At 73.0% G+C, this 15,635-nt stretch carries 15 protein-coding genes and 3 tRNA genes; 5 read left to right on the top strand and 13 right to left on the bottom strand.

What is annotated here, in order from left to right; genetic code table 11:
• Positions 1 to 9: 9 nt before the first annotated feature.
• From ABGB10_RS26245 to ABGB10_RS26225, 5 genes are all read right to left on the bottom strand, one after another.
• On the bottom strand, positions 10 to 780 hold the full coding sequence (locus tag ABGB10_RS26245; RefSeq protein ID WP_347663627.1) for an ABC transporter permease subunit: 771 nt from the start codon (positions 778 to 780) through the stop codon (positions 10 to 12).
• Entirely contained in the window at positions 777 to 1,709 is a 933-nt protein-coding gene (locus ABGB10_RS26240) for an ATP-binding cassette domain-containing protein (RefSeq protein WP_347663626.1), read from the bottom strand. Before ABGB10_RS26240 ends, ABGB10_RS26245 begins: the two co-directional genes overlap by 4 nt.
• Positions 1,710 to 1,794: 85 nt before the next feature.
• Positions 1,795 to 2,637, bottom strand: coding sequence for a polysaccharide deacetylase family protein (locus ABGB10_RS26235; RefSeq protein ID WP_347663625.1), 843 nt, complete (start codon positions 2,635 to 2,637; stop codon positions 1,795 to 1,797).
• 35 nt (positions 2,638 to 2,672) lie between these two features.
• The gene (locus tag ABGB10_RS26230) at positions 2,673 to 3,851 is read right to left on the bottom strand and encodes a cytochrome P450 (RefSeq protein ID WP_347663624.1); all 1,179 of its coding nucleotides are present in this window, start codon (positions 3,849 to 3,851) and stop codon (positions 2,673 to 2,675) included.
• 9 nt (positions 3,852 to 3,860) lie between these two features.
• Positions 3,861 to 4,529 carry a 50S ribosomal protein L11 methyltransferase gene (locus ABGB10_RS26225; protein ID WP_347663623.1) on the bottom strand — a complete coding sequence of 223 codons (669 nt, stop codon included), beginning with the start codon at positions 4,527 to 4,529 and terminating at the stop codon, positions 3,861 to 3,863.
• Between the two features lie 151 nt (positions 4,530 to 4,680).
• On the opposite strand from ABGB10_RS26225, the gene ABGB10_RS26220 reads away from it, so the two are divergent.
• Positions 4,681 to 5,568 (top strand): hypothetical protein, encoded by an 888-nt coding sequence (locus ABGB10_RS26220; protein ID WP_347663622.1) that lies wholly within the window; start codon positions 4,681 to 4,683, stop codon positions 5,566 to 5,568.
• A 46-nt stretch (positions 5,569 to 5,614) separates the two neighbouring features.
• Here ABGB10_RS26220 and ABGB10_RS26215 read toward each other — a convergent pair whose 3' ends face one another.
• The 6 genes from ABGB10_RS26215 to ABGB10_RS26190 form a co-directional block, all read right to left on the bottom strand.
• Complete coding sequence (locus ABGB10_RS26215; RefSeq protein ID WP_347663621.1) at positions 5,615 to 6,304, bottom strand: hypothetical protein; 690 nt, start codon at positions 6,302 to 6,304, stop codon at positions 5,615 to 5,617.
• The gene (locus ABGB10_RS26210; RefSeq protein ID WP_347663620.1) at positions 6,190 to 7,743 is read right to left on the bottom strand and encodes a M36 family metallopeptidase; all 1,554 of its coding nucleotides are present in this window, start codon (positions 7,741 to 7,743) and stop codon (positions 6,190 to 6,192) included. The genes ABGB10_RS26215 and ABGB10_RS26210 overlap by 115 nt, the downstream gene beginning before the upstream one ends.
• A gap of 258 nt (positions 7,744 to 8,001) precedes the next feature.
• Positions 8,002 to 10,137 (bottom strand): acyltransferase family protein, encoded by a 2,136-nt coding sequence (locus ABGB10_RS26205; protein WP_347663619.1) that lies wholly within the window; start codon positions 10,135 to 10,137, stop codon positions 8,002 to 8,004.
• A 108-nt stretch (positions 10,138 to 10,245) separates the two neighbouring features.
• Entirely contained in the window at positions 10,246 to 11,283 is a 1,038-nt protein-coding gene (locus ABGB10_RS26200) for a hypothetical protein (RefSeq protein ID WP_347663618.1), read from the bottom strand.
• Between the two features lie 253 nt (positions 11,284 to 11,536).
• Entirely contained in the window at positions 11,537 to 12,118 is a 582-nt protein-coding gene (locus ABGB10_RS26195) for a TIGR03086 family metal-binding protein (RefSeq protein ID WP_347663617.1), read from the bottom strand.
• Between the two features lie 79 nt (positions 12,119 to 12,197).
• Positions 12,198 to 12,800 carry a TetR/AcrR family transcriptional regulator gene (locus ABGB10_RS26190; RefSeq protein WP_347663616.1) on the bottom strand — a complete coding sequence of 201 codons (603 nt, stop codon included), beginning with the start codon at positions 12,798 to 12,800 and terminating at the stop codon, positions 12,198 to 12,200.
• A 389-nt stretch (positions 12,801 to 13,189) separates the two neighbouring features.
• Here ABGB10_RS26190 and ABGB10_RS26185 point away from each other — a divergent pair.
• The 3 genes from ABGB10_RS26185 (at position 13,190) to ABGB10_RS26175 (ending at position 13,455) form a co-directional block, all read left to right on the top strand.
• A tRNA-Gly gene (locus ABGB10_RS26185) sits at positions 13,190 to 13,262 on the top strand.
• 34 nt (positions 13,263 to 13,296) lie between these two features.
• A tRNA-Cys gene (locus tag ABGB10_RS26180) sits at positions 13,297 to 13,367 on the top strand.
• A gap of 13 nt (positions 13,368 to 13,380) precedes the next feature.
• Positions 13,381 to 13,455, top strand: a tRNA-Val gene (locus ABGB10_RS26175).
• A 62-nt stretch (positions 13,456 to 13,517) separates the two neighbouring features.
• Here ABGB10_RS26175 and ABGB10_RS26170 read toward each other — a convergent pair.
• Positions 13,518 to 14,024 carry a winged helix-turn-helix domain-containing protein gene (locus tag ABGB10_RS26170; protein ID WP_347663680.1) on the bottom strand — a complete coding sequence of 169 codons (507 nt, stop codon included), beginning with the start codon at positions 14,022 to 14,024 and terminating at the stop codon, positions 13,518 to 13,520.
• Positions 14,025 to 14,200: 176 nt separating this feature from the next.
• The gene (locus ABGB10_RS26165) at positions 14,201 to 14,935 is read right to left on the bottom strand and encodes a GNAT family N-acetyltransferase (RefSeq protein WP_347663615.1); all 735 of its coding nucleotides are present in this window, start codon (positions 14,933 to 14,935) and stop codon (positions 14,201 to 14,203) included.
• A 102-nt stretch (positions 14,936 to 15,037) separates the two neighbouring features.
• Here ABGB10_RS26165 and ABGB10_RS26160 point away from each other — a divergent pair, with 102 nt between their 5' ends.
• Complete coding sequence (locus ABGB10_RS26160) at positions 15,038 to 15,619, top strand: TetR family transcriptional regulator (RefSeq protein ID WP_347663614.1); 582 nt, start codon at positions 15,038 to 15,040, stop codon at positions 15,617 to 15,619.
• Positions 15,620 to 15,635: the final 16 nt, after the last annotated feature.

Raw genomic sequence — 15,635 nt, 5'->3', positions numbered from 1 at the left:
GTGCACGCTCTACGCGTCGCGGCGGCGCAGCACGGCCCGGCCCAGCAGCAGCGCGGCGGCGGCCCACCCGGCGAGCAGGAGCAACCCGACCAGGCTGGGGTACGGCTCGGTGTCGCCGGCCAGGAAGTGACCGCCGGCCACGCCGGGGAACACGTCGGCGATCCGGTTCAGCACGTCGATGTCCGGCTCCTGGAGGGACAGCGGCACGATCATCAGGGTGGCCAGGAGCACGGTGATGGTGAGCACCGCACTGCGCAGCGCGGCGCCGAGGCCCAGGGCGAGCACGCCGACCAGCGCCAGGTAGGCCGCCACCGCCGCGATGTCGCCGATCGTGCCGGCGGCCGGGGCGCTGCCCCACTCGCCGAGCACCGGGCGGGCGACCAGGGCGCCGACGCCGCCGAGCAGCAGGCCGAGGGCGAAGGTGACCGCTCCGGTGACCACGGCCTTGCCCAGCAGTACCCGGCCGCGCGACGGGGTGCACTGCAACGTGGTCCGGATGGTGCCGCTGGTGAACTCGGCGGTGATCGCCAACAGGCCGAGCGCCAGCACCACGTACTGGGTCAGCTCGACCGAGTCGATCAGCACGCTGCCGACGGTGACGATTCCGCGGTCGTCGGCCGGGTCGTCGTTGGTGTTGTCGTTGGCGGCGTAGATGGCCAGTTGGCCGGCGCTCGCCGCCATCACCAGCAGCCCGGCCAGGGCCGTCCACCAGGTGCTGCGCACCGAGGAGAGCTTGGTCCACTCGGCGGCCACGACGCCACCACGGGTACGGGTGCTCATCGCGCGCCACCTCCGGTCGGTCCGCCCGCGTACTCGACGCTGTCGGCGGTGAGTTCCATGAACGCCTGTTCCAGTGACGCGCCGTGCGGGCTCAGCTCGTGCAGTCGTACCCCCAGTTCGTGGGCCAGGTCCCCGACCCGGTCCACGGTGGTGCCGGTGACGGTCAGGTCGTTCCGGTCGGCGGCCGTGACGGTCGCGCCGGCGGCGGTGAGGCGCGCGGCGAGGGCGGCCAGGCCGTCCGGATGTGGGCTGCGGACCCGCACCGCGACCGGGCTGCCGGCGATCACCTCGTCGGTCGGCGCGTCGGCGAGCAGCCGTCCGCGACCGATCACCACGAGCTGGTCGGCGGTGAGCTGCATCTCGCTCATCAGGTGGCTGGACACGAAGACCGTCCGCCCCTCGTCGGCCAGTGAGCGCATCAGGTGACGTACCCAGCGCACCCCGTCCGGGTCGAGGCCGTTCACCGGCTCGTCGAACATCAGCACCGGTGGGTCGCCGAGCAGCGCGCCGGCGATGCCGAGCCGCTGGCCCATGCCGAGGGAGAGGGTCCGCCCGGGCTTCCGGGCGGCCCGTGCGTCCAGGCCGACGGTGTCCAGCACCTCGTCCACCCGTCTGGTGGGGATGCCGTTGCTGCGGGCCATGGACAGCAGGTGCGCCCGGCCGGACCGGGTCGGGTGGATGGCCCGGGCGTCGAGCAACGCACCCACCTCGTGCAGCGGCCGGCGCAGGTCCCGGTACGCGCGCCCGTCGACCAGGGCCTGCCCGGCGGTGGGGCGGTCCAGCCCGAGGATCATCCGCATGGTGGTGGACTTGCCGGCGCCGTTGGGGCCGAGGAACCCGGTGACCCGGCCGGGCGCGATGTCGACGGTCAACGCGTCGACCGCGACGGTCGCGCCGAAGCGTTTCGTCAACCCACGTAATGTGATCATGCGTTGACGCTAGGCGAGTGGCCCGTTGCCACACCGCGCCCGAACGGCACCTCCCGACCCTGACTTTCGTCATGCCCAGGCGGCGTCAGAGCACGTAGTCCTCCAGCAGCGCCGGGGTGAGCCCGGCACGGTGGATCGCCTTCAGCGCCGCGAGGAGGTCGTCCATCAGCGCCGGCCGGAAGTGCATGAGCAGCACGTCACCGGGTTGGACCACCTTCTCCGGGGTCTGGAAGCGCACCTTCCCCTCGTGGACGGTCTCGGTCCAGTGGAAGACCGCCTTCGCGCCGCAGTCGTGGGCGGCCTTCAGCGTGGTGCTGTCGTGTTCGCCGAACGGTGGGCGGAACAGTGTCGCCCGCTTGCCGAACACCGCCTCCAGCTTGTCCGCGGCCCCGCAGATCTCCTGCTTCTGGTAGTCGTACGACCGGCCGGCCAGCGAGTTGTGGTTGATGGTGTGGTTCTCGACGACCCCGCCCGCGACCTGGATCTGCCGGAAGTACTCGGGGTGCTCCTCCGCCGCCGGGGAGTTCAGGAACATGGTGACCGGGATGTGCGCCCGCCAGATGAATTCGGCCACCGCGCTCGGACGGGCCAGCCCACCGTCGTCGATGGTGATGAAGGCGACCTTCTGGTCGGTCGGCAGGCGGTGCCAGAACGGGGCCGTGCCGGTCGCGGGCAGCGGCACCGGTTGCGGCGGTGGCGCCTCGGGGAAGGTCGGCACCTGGGACAGGTACCACTCCAGGCTCCCGGGAGTGGGCTTCGCCGTCGCGGACGGCGAGGTGGACGGCGCGAACGGCGAGGCGGACGGGGTCGGCTGGTAGGCGGTGATCCGTCGGGCGTGCACTACCGGGCCGGCTGTGCAGCCACTCAGCACCAGCAGGGCCAGAACTGGTACGACGGCGAGGATCCGACGAGCAGGGGTCGCTGACACGCCCGGAAACCTACCGAAGCGATGTCAGCATCCGGTCAGGCCGGTGCTACCGGCGAGCGCCGGACGACGAAGGCGTCGGGCATCCGGAAGGTGAGATTGTCCGGGCACCAGGGCGGACGGACCACCCGCACCCCGTCCAGCAGCGGCGCGGCCTCGGCCACCACCACCGCCGCCTCCATGCGCGCCAGCACGTCACCGACGCAGCGGTGCGCGCCCGCCCCGAACGCCAGGTGCCGGCGTGACCCGCGTTGGCCCGGGCGGAACTCGTCGGGCGACTCGACCACCGCGGGGTCCCGGCCCGCGCGGCCCAACCACAGCACGAGGCTGGTGCCCGCCGGAACCGCCGTCGGGCCCAACGTGCTGTCCGTCGCCGCCACCCGCCGCCAGGTGACGATGGGCGGTTCCAGCCGTAGCCCCTCCTCCACCACGTCGGCGACGGCGACCTCGCCGGTGCGCAGACCGGCCCGTACTGCCGGCTCGCCCGCCAGCCGGTGCAGCAGCAGGGTGAGGAACTGGGAGGTGGTCTCCTGCCCGGCGACCAGCAGGAAGAAGAGCGCGCCGACCACCACGTCCGGCGGGTGCCCGGCCGCGCGCAGCTCGGCCGCCAACCCGCCACCGGTGGCCGCGAAGTCGCGCAGGACGCGGTGGAACCGGCCCACCTCGGCGGCGAGTGTCACCTGCCGGTCGGCGTCCAGCGGTGCCCAGAACAACTCCAGCGCGGCACGCGCGAAGTCCTTGACCGCGCCGACCGGGGCGTCCGGCAACTCCACCAGCCGGGCCAGCACCAGCAGCGGCAGGTCGGCGGCGAGGTCCGCGTACAGGTCGACCGACTCGCCGGCGTCCAGCCTGGCGGCGAGCTGGGCGACCCGGTCCCGGACCAGCGCGGTGAGCCAGGGCCGTTGCGCGGCGACCCGGGCGGGATGCAGCGCGTCCGCGACGATCGACCGGATCCGCGGATGGCTGGCACCCGAGTTGTTCGCCAGGGTCGGCGGTAGCCGGAACCGGTGCCCGGCGAGCACCCGCAGGGCGGTCACCGGCATCGGCGTCACCGCGTCCAGCGCGTTGTCCGGCCGATAGGTGACCGGGTCGGCGAGCACCTGACGGACCAACGCGTGCCGGGTGACGACCAGGTGGGTGCCGCCGACGTGGTCCGGCACCCGGGCCACGTCCGGCCATGCGGGGTCGGCCACCTGCGCCCAGCTGCGGAACAGCACCCGGACACGCTAGCCGGAGGCCCCCGGCAGCCCGGCCCGCAGTCGCCAGACGGTGGTGCGCTTCACCCGGACGCTCTCCAGCGCCTCCGGCACCGGCACGTCGTACGCGGCCAGCTCGTCGAAGCGGTCCCGAGGCAGGAACGCCCGGCCGGGGTCACCGACCAGCGTCGGTGCGCCGGCCCGGGTGGCGCGGAGCAGGAACCGCAGGAACCGGCGAGCCATCGCGTCGCTGTAGAAGACGTCGCCGGCCAGCACCACCTCGGCGTCCCCGGCGTCGTCGTCGAGGATGTCGCCCAACTCGGCGTCGACGCGTACCCCGTTGGCCTCCGCGTTCAGCGCGACCGCCGCGACCGCCAGCTCGTCCACCTCGACGGCCCGCACGGACGCCGCGCCGGCACGGGCGGCGGCGATGGCCACCAGGCCGGAGCCGGAGGCGAGGTCGAGCACCCGGCGGCCGGCCACCAGCTCCGGGTGGTCGATCACGTAGCGGGCGAGCGCCTGCCCGCCGGCCCAGGCGAACGCCCAGAACGGCGGCGGCCGGTCGCTGGAGAACTGGCCCTCGGTCAGCTCCCACAGCCCGATCGGCTCGTCCGCCTGGTGCAGGCGCACCTCGGGGACGAACGCCACCGGGGTGAGCCGGGCGTGCAGCCGGACGAAGGTGGTGGAGAGCTCGGACACGTCGGCGATTGTCCCAGCGGCCCGACTCCGGGCGTGTCGCGGGGGAGCGGTGACCGGTTCACCACCCTCGGTGAAAACGCCTCCCGTCCTTACCACCCGGTGCGAACACACCCGTCTGGTCGGGCCCACCCGCTGCTCCTAGCGTTGCCAGGTGGAGACGACCGAACGGAGGGCGGCGGTGGTGACGGTGTGGCGGTACGCGGTGCGGGTCGGGGTGGTGCTGGCCTGTCTGAGCGGGGTGGAGCTGGCATTGGCCGCCCCGGCGCAGGCGGCGTTCACCACCGAACTGAGTGGGCTACCGGCCCGGTTCACCGCCGGTGAGCAGGTGCGCACGGTGTCGGCCGTCGTCTCCCGCACCGACCGGCGCGGAGGCTGCGTGAAGGTGCGCTGGTCGATGGTGCTGAGCGTGCAGGGCCTCCGACTCGACCAGGTCAAGATGGACCGGGTGGAGGAGGCCGGCGACTTCCCCCTGGAGATCCGGACCGACGGTGACGTGGCCCGGCTCACCGACCGGGAGCTCGACCCGGGCACCCTCTGCCCGGGCCGCACGGTCACCGCCCGCTACCGGGTGGCCTTCGCCGAGGACGTCACCCAGGGGCGGGTCACCCTCGCCGCCGAGGCGTACGACGCCAACTCGCGCCTGCTGGCCCGGCAGACCGCCACCCGTTCGGTGGTCGGCGTGGGCGGCACCCCGACCAGCACACCGAAGCCGACCGTCACGCCCTCGGAGCCCAGCGAACCACCGAGCGCGCCGCCCGAGGAGGAGAGCACGTCGGTGGAGGAGCCGGTCGGGGACTACCCGGTCGACGCCGCGCCGCCGGCGGCCGGCCGCCCGGTATCGCAGTCCGGCGGGTTCGGCGCGGTGCAGGCCGCGTTCCTGCTCGGTGGGCTGTTGCTCTTCCTCGGGATGGGCCTGCTGCTGCGGTTGCGGCAGCTGACCCGGGCGCCGGTCGACGGGGCCGACGGGGTCGACGACCCGCCGGTGGACCGGCGCTGGGAACGTCCCACCGTCGACAGGTGGCGACCGGCCCGCCGTTGATCGGAGGCCGTGGGGGCCGAGGGACCTGCCGCCGGCCCCCACGGTGTCACTTCGAGAACGCCTGGAACTCGGCGATCCTGACCTGGGACCGGGCCGGGCTGGCGGTCGCGCAGTCCGTCGTCGTGGCCGGGTCGTCGTCCTGCTCGCCCGCGTACTGCGGACCACCCGTGCACTGGCTCGCCAGCACCTCCAGTCGCAGGTGGGTGGCGAGGGTGGTGGGCACGGCGAACGTCCGGAGGTTGATGTCCCGGACGTACGCCCGGTACGCCCCGCCGGGGAACGCGTCGCCCGCGCTGGTGTAGATGCGCTGCCACCGCGCCGGGTCGGCGCAGTCGGTGGTCGTCGCGTCGCAGGCGGACACCGCGAACGAGCGCAGCGCGCTGAGCGTGTTCTGAGTGCCGGTGTCGGCGTCGCCGGTGATCGCCGGGCGCAGCATCGCGCTGACGTTCACCCGCTTGACCGTCTGCGGGGCGGACCCCGGCAGCGCCACGGTGAGCTGCCGGCCGGCCACCCCGTCCAGGCTGGCCCAGTTCGTCGCCTCGGTGTCGTCGGCGACCCGGTCCAGGTTGACCCCGTCGCCGGTGATCGTCGCCCCGGAGGCGGTGGACACCAGGTTGCGGCTCATCCGCAGGTCCAGGTAACCGTTCCGACCGGCCTTGGCCACCGTGCTGAGCCGCTGGTGCCCGAAGCCGGGCGCGACGGCCAGCAGGTCGTACGTGCCGGCCACCATCTCCACGGCGTCCGGGATCGGCGTCGCTGGGTCGGTGTCGCGCGCGCCTCGTACGCCCCGACGTACACCCGGATCGGCGCGTCGGCGCTGTCCCCGCGGGGGCGCAGGGTGAGCGTCGCGTTGCCGCCGCGCGGCGAGGCGAAGCTCGGGGTCGGGTCGGTGTCGCCGGCGCCGTTGGTGGTGGCGTCCCGGCCCATTCCGGAGCGGGCGAACTCGGCCCAGATCAGGTCCTGGTTGGCGCCGCCGAAGCGCAGCAGGTCGGCGGTGAGCATGTTGTCCCGCATGTCGAGCATGCTGACCTGGCTGGCGGCCTGGAGCAGGAACGAGACGGCCGGGTTGCAGCGCGCCTGCCGCCACTGGTCGGTGAACGGGTACTCGTAGCGACGCTCGGGGCTGGCGGTGGCCGGGACGATCGGGGTGCCGGCGCCCCAGGAGAGCACCGTGTTGGCGGAGTTGCCGCGCGAGGTGCCGGTCGGCGGGCCGGTCGCCAGGTCGACGTCCCAGGGCCGGCCGCTCGCCGGGTCACGGAACGCGGCCGCGCAGCCGGGCTCGGCGTCGCCGCACCAGCGCACCCGGGGGTCCTGCCCGGGAGCGAGGTCGGTCGGCGGGGTGGCCGGGTAGACCGCCCAGCTCGGGTTGTCCGAGTCGAAGTCGACCAGGTCCTCCCGGACCAGCACCTTCCCGGTGATGCCGTCGACGTAGGTGGTGAAGGCCGTCGGGTGGTCGCTCTCCGCGCCGATGAGGCTCACCTCGTACGCGGCCCGGTTGCCGTCCAGCGGGGTGGGCACGGCGACCGGCCGGATGCTGTGCCGGGCCACCGCGGCGGCGTCCAGGCCGGCGTCGGCGAGGGCGGCGGCGTACGCCTGCTCGCCGGTGAGGGTGGCCGGGGCCGGCGCGGCGGCGTCCCGGGTCAGCGAGGAGCTGACCGAGAGCACCGTGCCGTCGGCGACCGCCACGGTCACCAGGCCGTCGTGGCCGGCGGGCAGGTCACCGAAGCGCTGTCGCAGGGTGACCACCGCGCCGTCGCCGATCGGGCGGACCAGCACCCGGTCCATGGCGGCGACCGCCGTGTCGTCGAGGCCGAACAGCTCCCGGTTGTCGGCCAGGTAGCGCCGGGCGGCAGCTTCCGGGTCCGCCGGCAGGCCGGTGGCGAGCGGCGTACGGGTGGGGCCGAGCGCGTGTGGGGTGCCGAGCCGGTTCCACCGCACGCCGCTGTCGAGCCGCCGGGCGAGGCCGCGCTGGCGGGCGTCGGGTGCGGCCGTACCGGTGCGGTTGTCGACGTCGGCGGCCTCGTGGTGGCCCTCGGCGAACGGGCCGGAGCGGCCCGTTGCCGCGGCCGGCGCGTCTCCCGGCGCCGCGGCGGCACCGCTGCCACCGGGCAAGAGGGCGGCGACCACGGCGGCGGCCGCCAGTACGGGGATGAGCCGGCGTCGACGCCGGCTCATCCGTGATGTCCACTCCACTCCGGTCTGGGCACGGGACCTCCTCGTGGGAGCGAGGGCCGGCGCGACGCCGACCCGACGCAGGCGTGGTGACGCATGCGCATCTGTGGATGCCAGGCGGACCGGGGCGGCACAAGGTCATCGGTGACCCTGGGTGCCGTCGGGGTGACGCGCGGCGGCGGATCCGCGCCGCTCACGAACGGGCCGGAGCCCCCGGCGTGGCGGGCTCCGGCGCGGCGGCGGGTCGGCGGAGCAGCCCGCTCAGTTCAGGTCCTCGCGCAGCGCCTCGTGCAGGCGGGGCGCCAGGGTGCGCGAGTAGGTGGCGGTGAGGTGGGCGGCGTCCCGGTAGATCAGCACGCCGCCGATCACCGGCGCGCAGCGCTCGGCCGGGCAGATGGCGTCGTTCAGGTCGACGAAACGGATGTCGTCGAGTCCCTTCGCGGCCTCCGCCTGCGGCTGGCTGATCTCCAGCGCCTTCTCTCTCGGCGCGCTGCACCTGGTCAGCTTCTCCGGGTTCTTCGACACGCACTCCGCGACGTTGAACGGGAAGTAGGGGGTGTCCCGGATGACCACGGTCCGGACGCCGGCGTCCGCGAGTTCCGACCAGGTGTCCCGCAACGCGTCGGTACGCGCCCGCAGGGCGGCCACGCCCTGCAGCGGTTCCCCCTTCGGCACCGGCTGGTAGGTCAGGCTGGAGAGGATGAGCAGCTGCGGCTTGTCGGGGCCGGTCAGGGTCGCCCGGAGCCGCTTGTTCCATTCCGTGCAGGCGTCGAACGGGGTGTTCGTCTTGTACAGCACCGGCGTGTTCTCCACCGGGCAGCTGCCCTTGATCTGGGTGATCAGCCGCCACTTGTTCGCCTCCGCGACGGCCTTGAGCGCCGGCAGCCAGTGTGCCGCGTGCGAGTCTCCCGCGAGCACCATGGTGAAGCTGGAGTTGGGGTCACCGTACGAGCAGGGCCGCGGTTCGTACTCCGTCACCTCGAGCAGGCAGTCCTGCTGGTACGTGTCCGGCAGGTCCAGGGGGGCGGAGAGCGCGTCCGGCGTGATGGTGTCGACCCGGTCCACCGGCACGCCGGCCGGGCTGCTCCGGGGCTTCCTGCCCAGCACGTCGGCACCGAGGGTGGACCGTCTCGGCTCGGCCGAACCGCTCGCGGAGATGTCGAGCGGCGGCATCATGGCGGCGATGTCGGACGGTGGCCTGGCCGGCGGCCATACGGTCAGCTGGAACAGCAGGGCGGCGATCACCGGGGCGCCGGTGGCCAGCGTGCCGAGCTGGGCGGCCTGCCGGGGCAGGACCACCGAGAACCTGATCGGGTTCTCCACGAAGCGGTAGGTCAGCGCGGCCGGTACGACCGACAGCGCGACGACGGCGAGCCCCGCCGCCGGACGGAGTTCGCCGAACTTCGCCTCGGCGGCCACCAGCAGCGGCCAGTGCCACAGGTAGAGCGAGTAGGACAGGGCGCCCAGGGCGCGCATCGGCGGCAGGCCGAGCAGCAGGACGGGCCCGGCCCGGCCGGCCGCCGCGCCGGCGGCTATCACCGCGGCCGCGCCGAGCGTCGGCAGCAACGCGAGATGGCCGGGGAAGGGCAGGTCCGGTGTGGTTACCAGCGCGGCGACGACGATGGCGGCGACGCCGGCCCAGCCGAGCGCGGCGGCGAGCACGCGGGGTATCCGGATCAGGTGTCTGCCGAGGATGGCCAGGCCGGCGCCGAGGGCGAGTTCCCACATCCGGGTGGTGGTGACGAAGTAGGCGCGGGCCGGGTTCGCCTCGGAGAGATGGATGGACCAGGCCAGCGAGGGGATCGCCACCAGCGCCAGCCCGATCAGCAGGCGTCGTTCGAGTCGACCCCGGTCCAGCCGCCCCCGGTCGAGCCGGTGGCGCCGTCGGCGCAGGGTCCGGGCGAGGACGAGCAGCAGCATCGGCCAGATCAGGTAGAACTGCTCCTCGACGGCGAGGGACCAGAAGTGTTGCAGGATGCTGGGGGCCTCGTCGGCCTGGAGGTAGTTGACCGCCTGTTCGGCCAGCCGCCAGTTCATCGCGTAGAGGCCGCTGGCCAGCACGTCCCAGCCGGTGCTCGACCAGCGCAGGCGGGGCAAGAAGAGGTACGCGAGCAGCAGGCTGGCGACGAGGACCACGCCGGCCGCGGGCAGCAGGCGCCGGGCCCGGCGGGTGTAGAAGTCCACGATGGAGATCCGGCCGGTGTCGGCCAGTTCCCTGACGAGCATGCCGGTGATCAGGAAGCCGGAGATGACGAAGAAGACGTCGACTCCGACGAAGCCGCCGGGCAGACCGTTCACCCCGGCGTGCCCGATCAGCACCAGGACGACCGCCAGGGCACGCATCCCCTCGATGTCGCCTCGAAAGTTCGACCCGTCGCCGTGGCCCCACCGCTTCATGTCCCACCATTCCGCCGCGCGGGCCGGTCAGCCGGCTCTCGTGGCTCCGATCCTGGAGGTTTCCTGGCAGGTGACGCTATAGGAACCGAAGGGGCTTAGGGGGCGTTTTTAGCTTAGTGTCCGATTGGCCGAGTTGCCGCGCGAGGTGAGGGTCGGCGTGCCGGTCGCCGCGTCGACGTCCCACGGTTGGCCGGTGGCCGGGTCGCGCCAGGCGGCCACGCAGCCGGGCACCGGGTCAGCGCACCAGCGCACCCGGGGGTCCTGCCCGGGGCCGAGGTCACGGGGCGGGGTGGCCGGGAAGACCGCCCAGCTCGGGTTGTCGGAGTCGTAGTCGACGAGATCCTCGCGGACCAGCACCTGTCCGGTGCCGCCGTCCACGTAGCTGGTGAACGCGGCGGGGTGCTCGGTGTCCGCGCCGATCATGGTCACCTCGTAGGCGGCCCGTGGCCCGTCCAGCGGGGTGGGCACGGCCACCGCCCGGATGGTGTGGCTGGCTACCGCGCCGGGGGCCAGCCTGGCATCGGCGAGCGCGGCGGCGTACGCCTGCTCGGCGGTGCGGGTGGCCGGTGCGGGGGTTCCGGCGTCGCGGGCCAGCGAGGAGCTGACCGAGAGCACCGTGCCGCCCGCGACCGCGAGGGTGACGAGGCCGTCCGGCCCGGCGGGCAGGTCGCCGAAGCGTTGCCGGAGGGTGACCACGGCACCGCTGCCGATCGGCCGGACCAGTACGCGTTCCATGGCGGCCACCGAGGCGGCGTACAGCCCGAACAGGTCGCGGTTGGCGGTCAGGTAGGCGCGTGCGGCGGCCTCCGGGTCGGCGGGCAGCCCGGTGGCGAGGGGGGTGCGACCGGGGCCGAGCGCCTGCGGGGTGCCGAGCCGGTTCCACCGGACGTCGGGGTCGGCGGCGCGGGCCAGGCCCGGCTGGCGGGTGTCGGGTGCTCCCGTACCGGTGCGGTTGTCGGCGTCGGCGGGCTCGTGGCCCTCGGCGAACGGTCCGGAACTGCGCTCGGCGGACGGCGCGCTGCCGCTGGGAGCCGCGGTGCTCACGCCGGTGGGGAGCAGCGCGGCGACCGTCGCCGTCGTCGCCAGGACGGCGATGAGCCGGCGTCGACGCCGGCTCATCGGGGGTGACCACTCCGGTTGTGGCACGGGACCTCCTCGTGGGAGCGGGAAGGCCGGCGGTCGCCGGCCGTAAGTGCGCGGTGACGCATGTACATCTGTGGATATCAGTCGGTCGTGGTGGCGGCAAGGCCCGTGGACGTCGACCTGTCGCGGGATCGGGGTACGCCGAAGCCGCCCTCCGGGCGTGCCCGGGGGCGGTCGTGGTGTGCGGTGCGGTGCGGGCGGGCGAGGCCGGTGGCGGGGCCGGTCGGCTACGGATCAGGCTCCGGATTCGGCGTGGTCAGTCGCCCGGCGCCCAGTCGGGGTCGCGGCCGAAGGCGGCCAGGAGGTGGTCCTGCTCGTCGGCGTCGTCGGGCACCCGTACGCCGGTGTGGACCAGGTTGTTGCGCCGGTAGTCGTCGATCTGCCCGGTGAACCACTGGGCAGCCACGTGCACCGCGTCCGGGTCGAGCCGAGGCTGCGCGCCGATCGCCACGGCCAGGTCCCAGCCGTGGATCAGGTGCTCGGCGACGAGTTGCCGGAGGTATTCCGCGGCCGGGGTGTCGCCACTGGAGAGGTGCACGGTGCGGTCGATCGTGCCGGGGTGGGTGGCGGCGATCTCGGCCTGTGCGGCTGCCTCCCGGGCGGTCGAGATCGGGTCGGTGCCGAGCTGGTCGCCGTCGAGCCGGTCACCGACCTCCTCGATGGTGCGGCCGGCGAGCAGCGGAACGCTCCACCGGGCCTCGCTGACCACGTGGTTGACCAGCGTGCGTACGTCCCAGTCCGAGCAGGGCGTCGGGTCGGACCACTGGCCGGCCTCGACCTGGTCCACCCGGTCGACGAATTCGGCCAGGCTCCGGCGGTACGCCTCCAGCAGATCCATGCTGCCGATTGTTCCGGTCGGCGGGGCGGACCGAGCCGTTTTGCCCGGCCTGGTGGGGGATTGGTGCTGGCTGCCCGGCTCAGTCCAGGTCGGCGGGGTCCAGGCCGAGCTCCCGGGCGGTGACCAGCCGGACCCACTCGCCGAACTGTCGGCGGGAGATCACCCGGTCGTGCACGGCGAGTTGGACGGCGAGCCCGTCCATGACCGCGCTGATCCGCCAGGAGGCCCCGTCCGGGTCGGCGCACTGGAAGGTGCCGTCGGCCACCCCGGTGGAGATCACCTCGGCGAGGTCCTGGCGCCAGCGCAGGTCGAGCCGGCGGGAGACCTTCTCCAACTCCGGTGTGCGCAGCGACTCGGACCAGCCGTCGATCCACATCGACCAGGAGGTTGCCCGCCCTGCCGGGGTGTAGAGCCTGAGGATTTTGCGGAGCTTGGTCAGCGGCGAGGCCGAGGAGCGGGTCACCGCGTCCAGTCGCGCGAGGTCCTGCTCGACCGCGTACGCGAAAGCCTGCGCGAGCAGCCGTTCCTTGGTGGCGAAGTGGTAGAAGACCAGAGCCTGGCTCACACCAGCGGCATTCGCCACGTCCGCCGTTCGGGTGTTGGCCAGACCGCGCTCCACGATCACGTCGCAGGCGGTGCGCAGCAGGGCATCCAGGCGGATCTCGGCCGCACGTCTCGTCACGACCGTTACCGTAGCCCATCCGAGTGAACACGAACAGTTACCGCTGCGTGCTGAGCGCACGCTGTGTCAGTCGGAAGCCGGACACTTCCTCGGGGTGCCGTCGGTCGTTCTTTGGGGAAGCATTCATCGAGGTCTGCCGCCAGAGACGGGCGTGCGGGCGCGACCGCCGGTCGATCTGCGACACGGTGATGACGATCGTTGCCTGATGGTTTCGGAGTGTGACCGTCGACAGCGGGTCGGATCACCAGACCATCCTCCTAGGAAGCCCGCCGGGAATGGCGGTGGTCTCGTCCGCGGCGGGCAGGACGCGCCGAGGCGACCCCGAGTTGGCAGTCGTTCACCGGCTCGGCTAAAGTTCTCATCCGTCACCCGGGAACGTCCGGGGGCGTGCGGACGTAGCGCAGCTGGTAGCGCATCACCTTGCCAAGGTGAGGGTCGCGGGTTCGAATCCCGTCGTCCGCTCGGAGCTGCCGCCACGCATGACGGGGGCAACCTCGGTGGGGTGGCCGAGAGGCGAGGCAACGGCCTGCAAAGCCGTGTACGCGGGTTCAAATCCCGTCCCCACCTCGGCAACAAGCACGGGCGATTGGCGCAGTGGGAGCGCGCTTCCTTGACACGGAAGAGGTCACTGGTTCAAACCCAGTATCGCCCACCACGGGAAAACGGCTCGTCACTGGAAGACCCGGTGACGAGCCGTTTCGCATTTGGCGCCGAACGTCAGTCCACGCTGAGCCGGTAGCCGATTCCGCGTACGGTCTGCACGCCCAGGGTGGCGTCCGCGGCGCGCAGTTTGCGTCGCAACCGCTTGACCGCCGAGTGCAGGACCGACGTGTCGCCGAGGTAGGCGCAGCCCCAGACCGACTCGAAGAGCCTCTCGTACGTCCAGACGCCGACCGGCGCGCTGGCGAGCTGGGTGAGCAGGCGGTGCTCGAGTCGGGTCAGGGTCAGCGGCTGCCCGCGCCACGTCACCATGTGGTCGAGGGGGTCGATCGCCAGGTCACCCAGGTCGATGCGGCCGGAGGCGGGGGTCGGACCCGTGGCGGTAGCGGAGACGGCGGCCGGAGAGGTGGCAGCGACGGTGGACCCGGCCGTAGGGCTGACCAGCGGGGCCGGTCCGCCGGTCACGGGCGGGCCGATCATCGCCTGCAACTGGGCGAGGTCGGTGCAGATCACCAGGGTGCCGAGCCCGTCGAGCCGCCGCACCATTCGTTCGCGTACCGACACGTCAGCGGTCACGCAGAACACGAGGGACACGCCATCGATCACTGTTGTACCTCCCCAGGTGCCAGTGAAAGACAACGCTGTCTGAACCCCATAGTCAATGGTTTCCGGCTGGTAGCCATCGTGATCCACTCGGATTCGCTGACGTCGCGCCATCCCGGCCGGTCGGCGGGTACGGCTCAGAACGTCAACACCCGGAACTCGCCCACCGGCCGGAAACCGAGGCGGCGGTAGACCGACTCGCCGATCGGCGACGAGGTGAGTGCGGCGGTGCGGGCGCCCCGCTCGCTGCCCAGGCGAAGCGCCGCCCTGGTCATCGCCGCGCCGACGCCCCTGCGGCGCTGCTCGGGCTGCGTACCCACGAAATAGAGCGTGACCAGGCCGTGGCTGAGCCAGGCGACGGCCGTTCCGACGACCTGGCCGTCGTCCAGCCGGCCGGCCAGTCTGATCACCGTGCCGTCACCGGAGAACGCCTTCTCCCGCTCGATCGTCGCCGCCACGCCGTCCGTCGGGATTCCGGACACCCGGGCATAGGCAGGGACGAACGCGGCCAGATCGGTGGTCTCGGCGATGTGCAGGCCGGCCGGGGTCGGATCGTCCGCCGCCTCGTCGATCACCGCGGTCATGATCGGCAGGCGGGCGATCTCGGCGGCGCCGAGGGAGACCAGGCCGTCGGCCGTGCCGCGGTCGCTGTCCGGACCAACCCACCACACCCGGGGTACGCCGTGCAGGCGCTGCCGCGCCTCGGTGAGCGCGTCCTGCGGTGTGCGCCCGGCCACGCGCAGCACGCCGTTGAGGGTCGGGTGCGGCACGTCGCTGCGGTAGGTCGGGAGATCCGGACCTCCGACCGGGCCGATGTTCCAACCGAGCAGGTACGCCCGGTGCGCGGCCAGCACCGTGTCCAGAGACTCCATGAGCTGGATCGTAACGCGGAGCCGGACACCCCTCGGCCAGCGAAAACGGCTGTGACCGGCAATACTTTGTCGATCGTTCCAGATCGCGGGTAGCGTTCAGGCGTGGCCCGCACCCGTGAGTTCGACCTCGACGCCGCCGTCGAGGCCGCCATGGACGTGTTCCGACGCAAGGGTTACGAGGGCACCTCGATGCGCGACCTGTCGGAGGCGACCGGCCTGGGCAGCGGCTCGATCTACGCCGCGTTCGGCAGCAAGGACGGGCTCTACCTCGCGGTGCTGGACCTGTACCGGCAGCGGTACGCCGCGCCGATGGTCGATCTGCTGCGCTCCGGCAACGACGCGCGAGCGGTCATCCGGGAGGTGTTCATCGGCGCGGTGGACGACATCACCGGCGACGGCCGGCACCTCTCCTGTCTCATCGTCGGCGCGTCAATGGAACGGGCCCACCAGGACGTACGGGTCGCCGATCGGCTCCGCTCGACCACCCGGTCCCTGGAGTTGGCGCTCTACGACCTGCTGGCCGAGGCGCAGTTGCGGGGCCAGATCGCGTCCGACCGCAGCGCCACCGACCTGGCCGGCTTCCTGGTGACCAGCCTCCAGGGCCTGCGGGTGATGGGTGCCATCAACCCGGACCGGGCGGCGCTGACGCGGTACGCCGAGGTCGCGCTCACCTGCTTGGACTGACCGCCGGACACGGTGG

The organism is Micromonospora sp. B9E7 (assembly GCF_039871815.1).
In the GTDB taxonomy this organism is placed as follows: Bacteria; Actinomycetota; Actinomycetes; order Mycobacteriales; family Micromonosporaceae; genus Micromonospora.
Note: the sequence above shows the minus strand (reverse complement) of the source record. Positions and strands in the feature narration are given on the sequence as shown.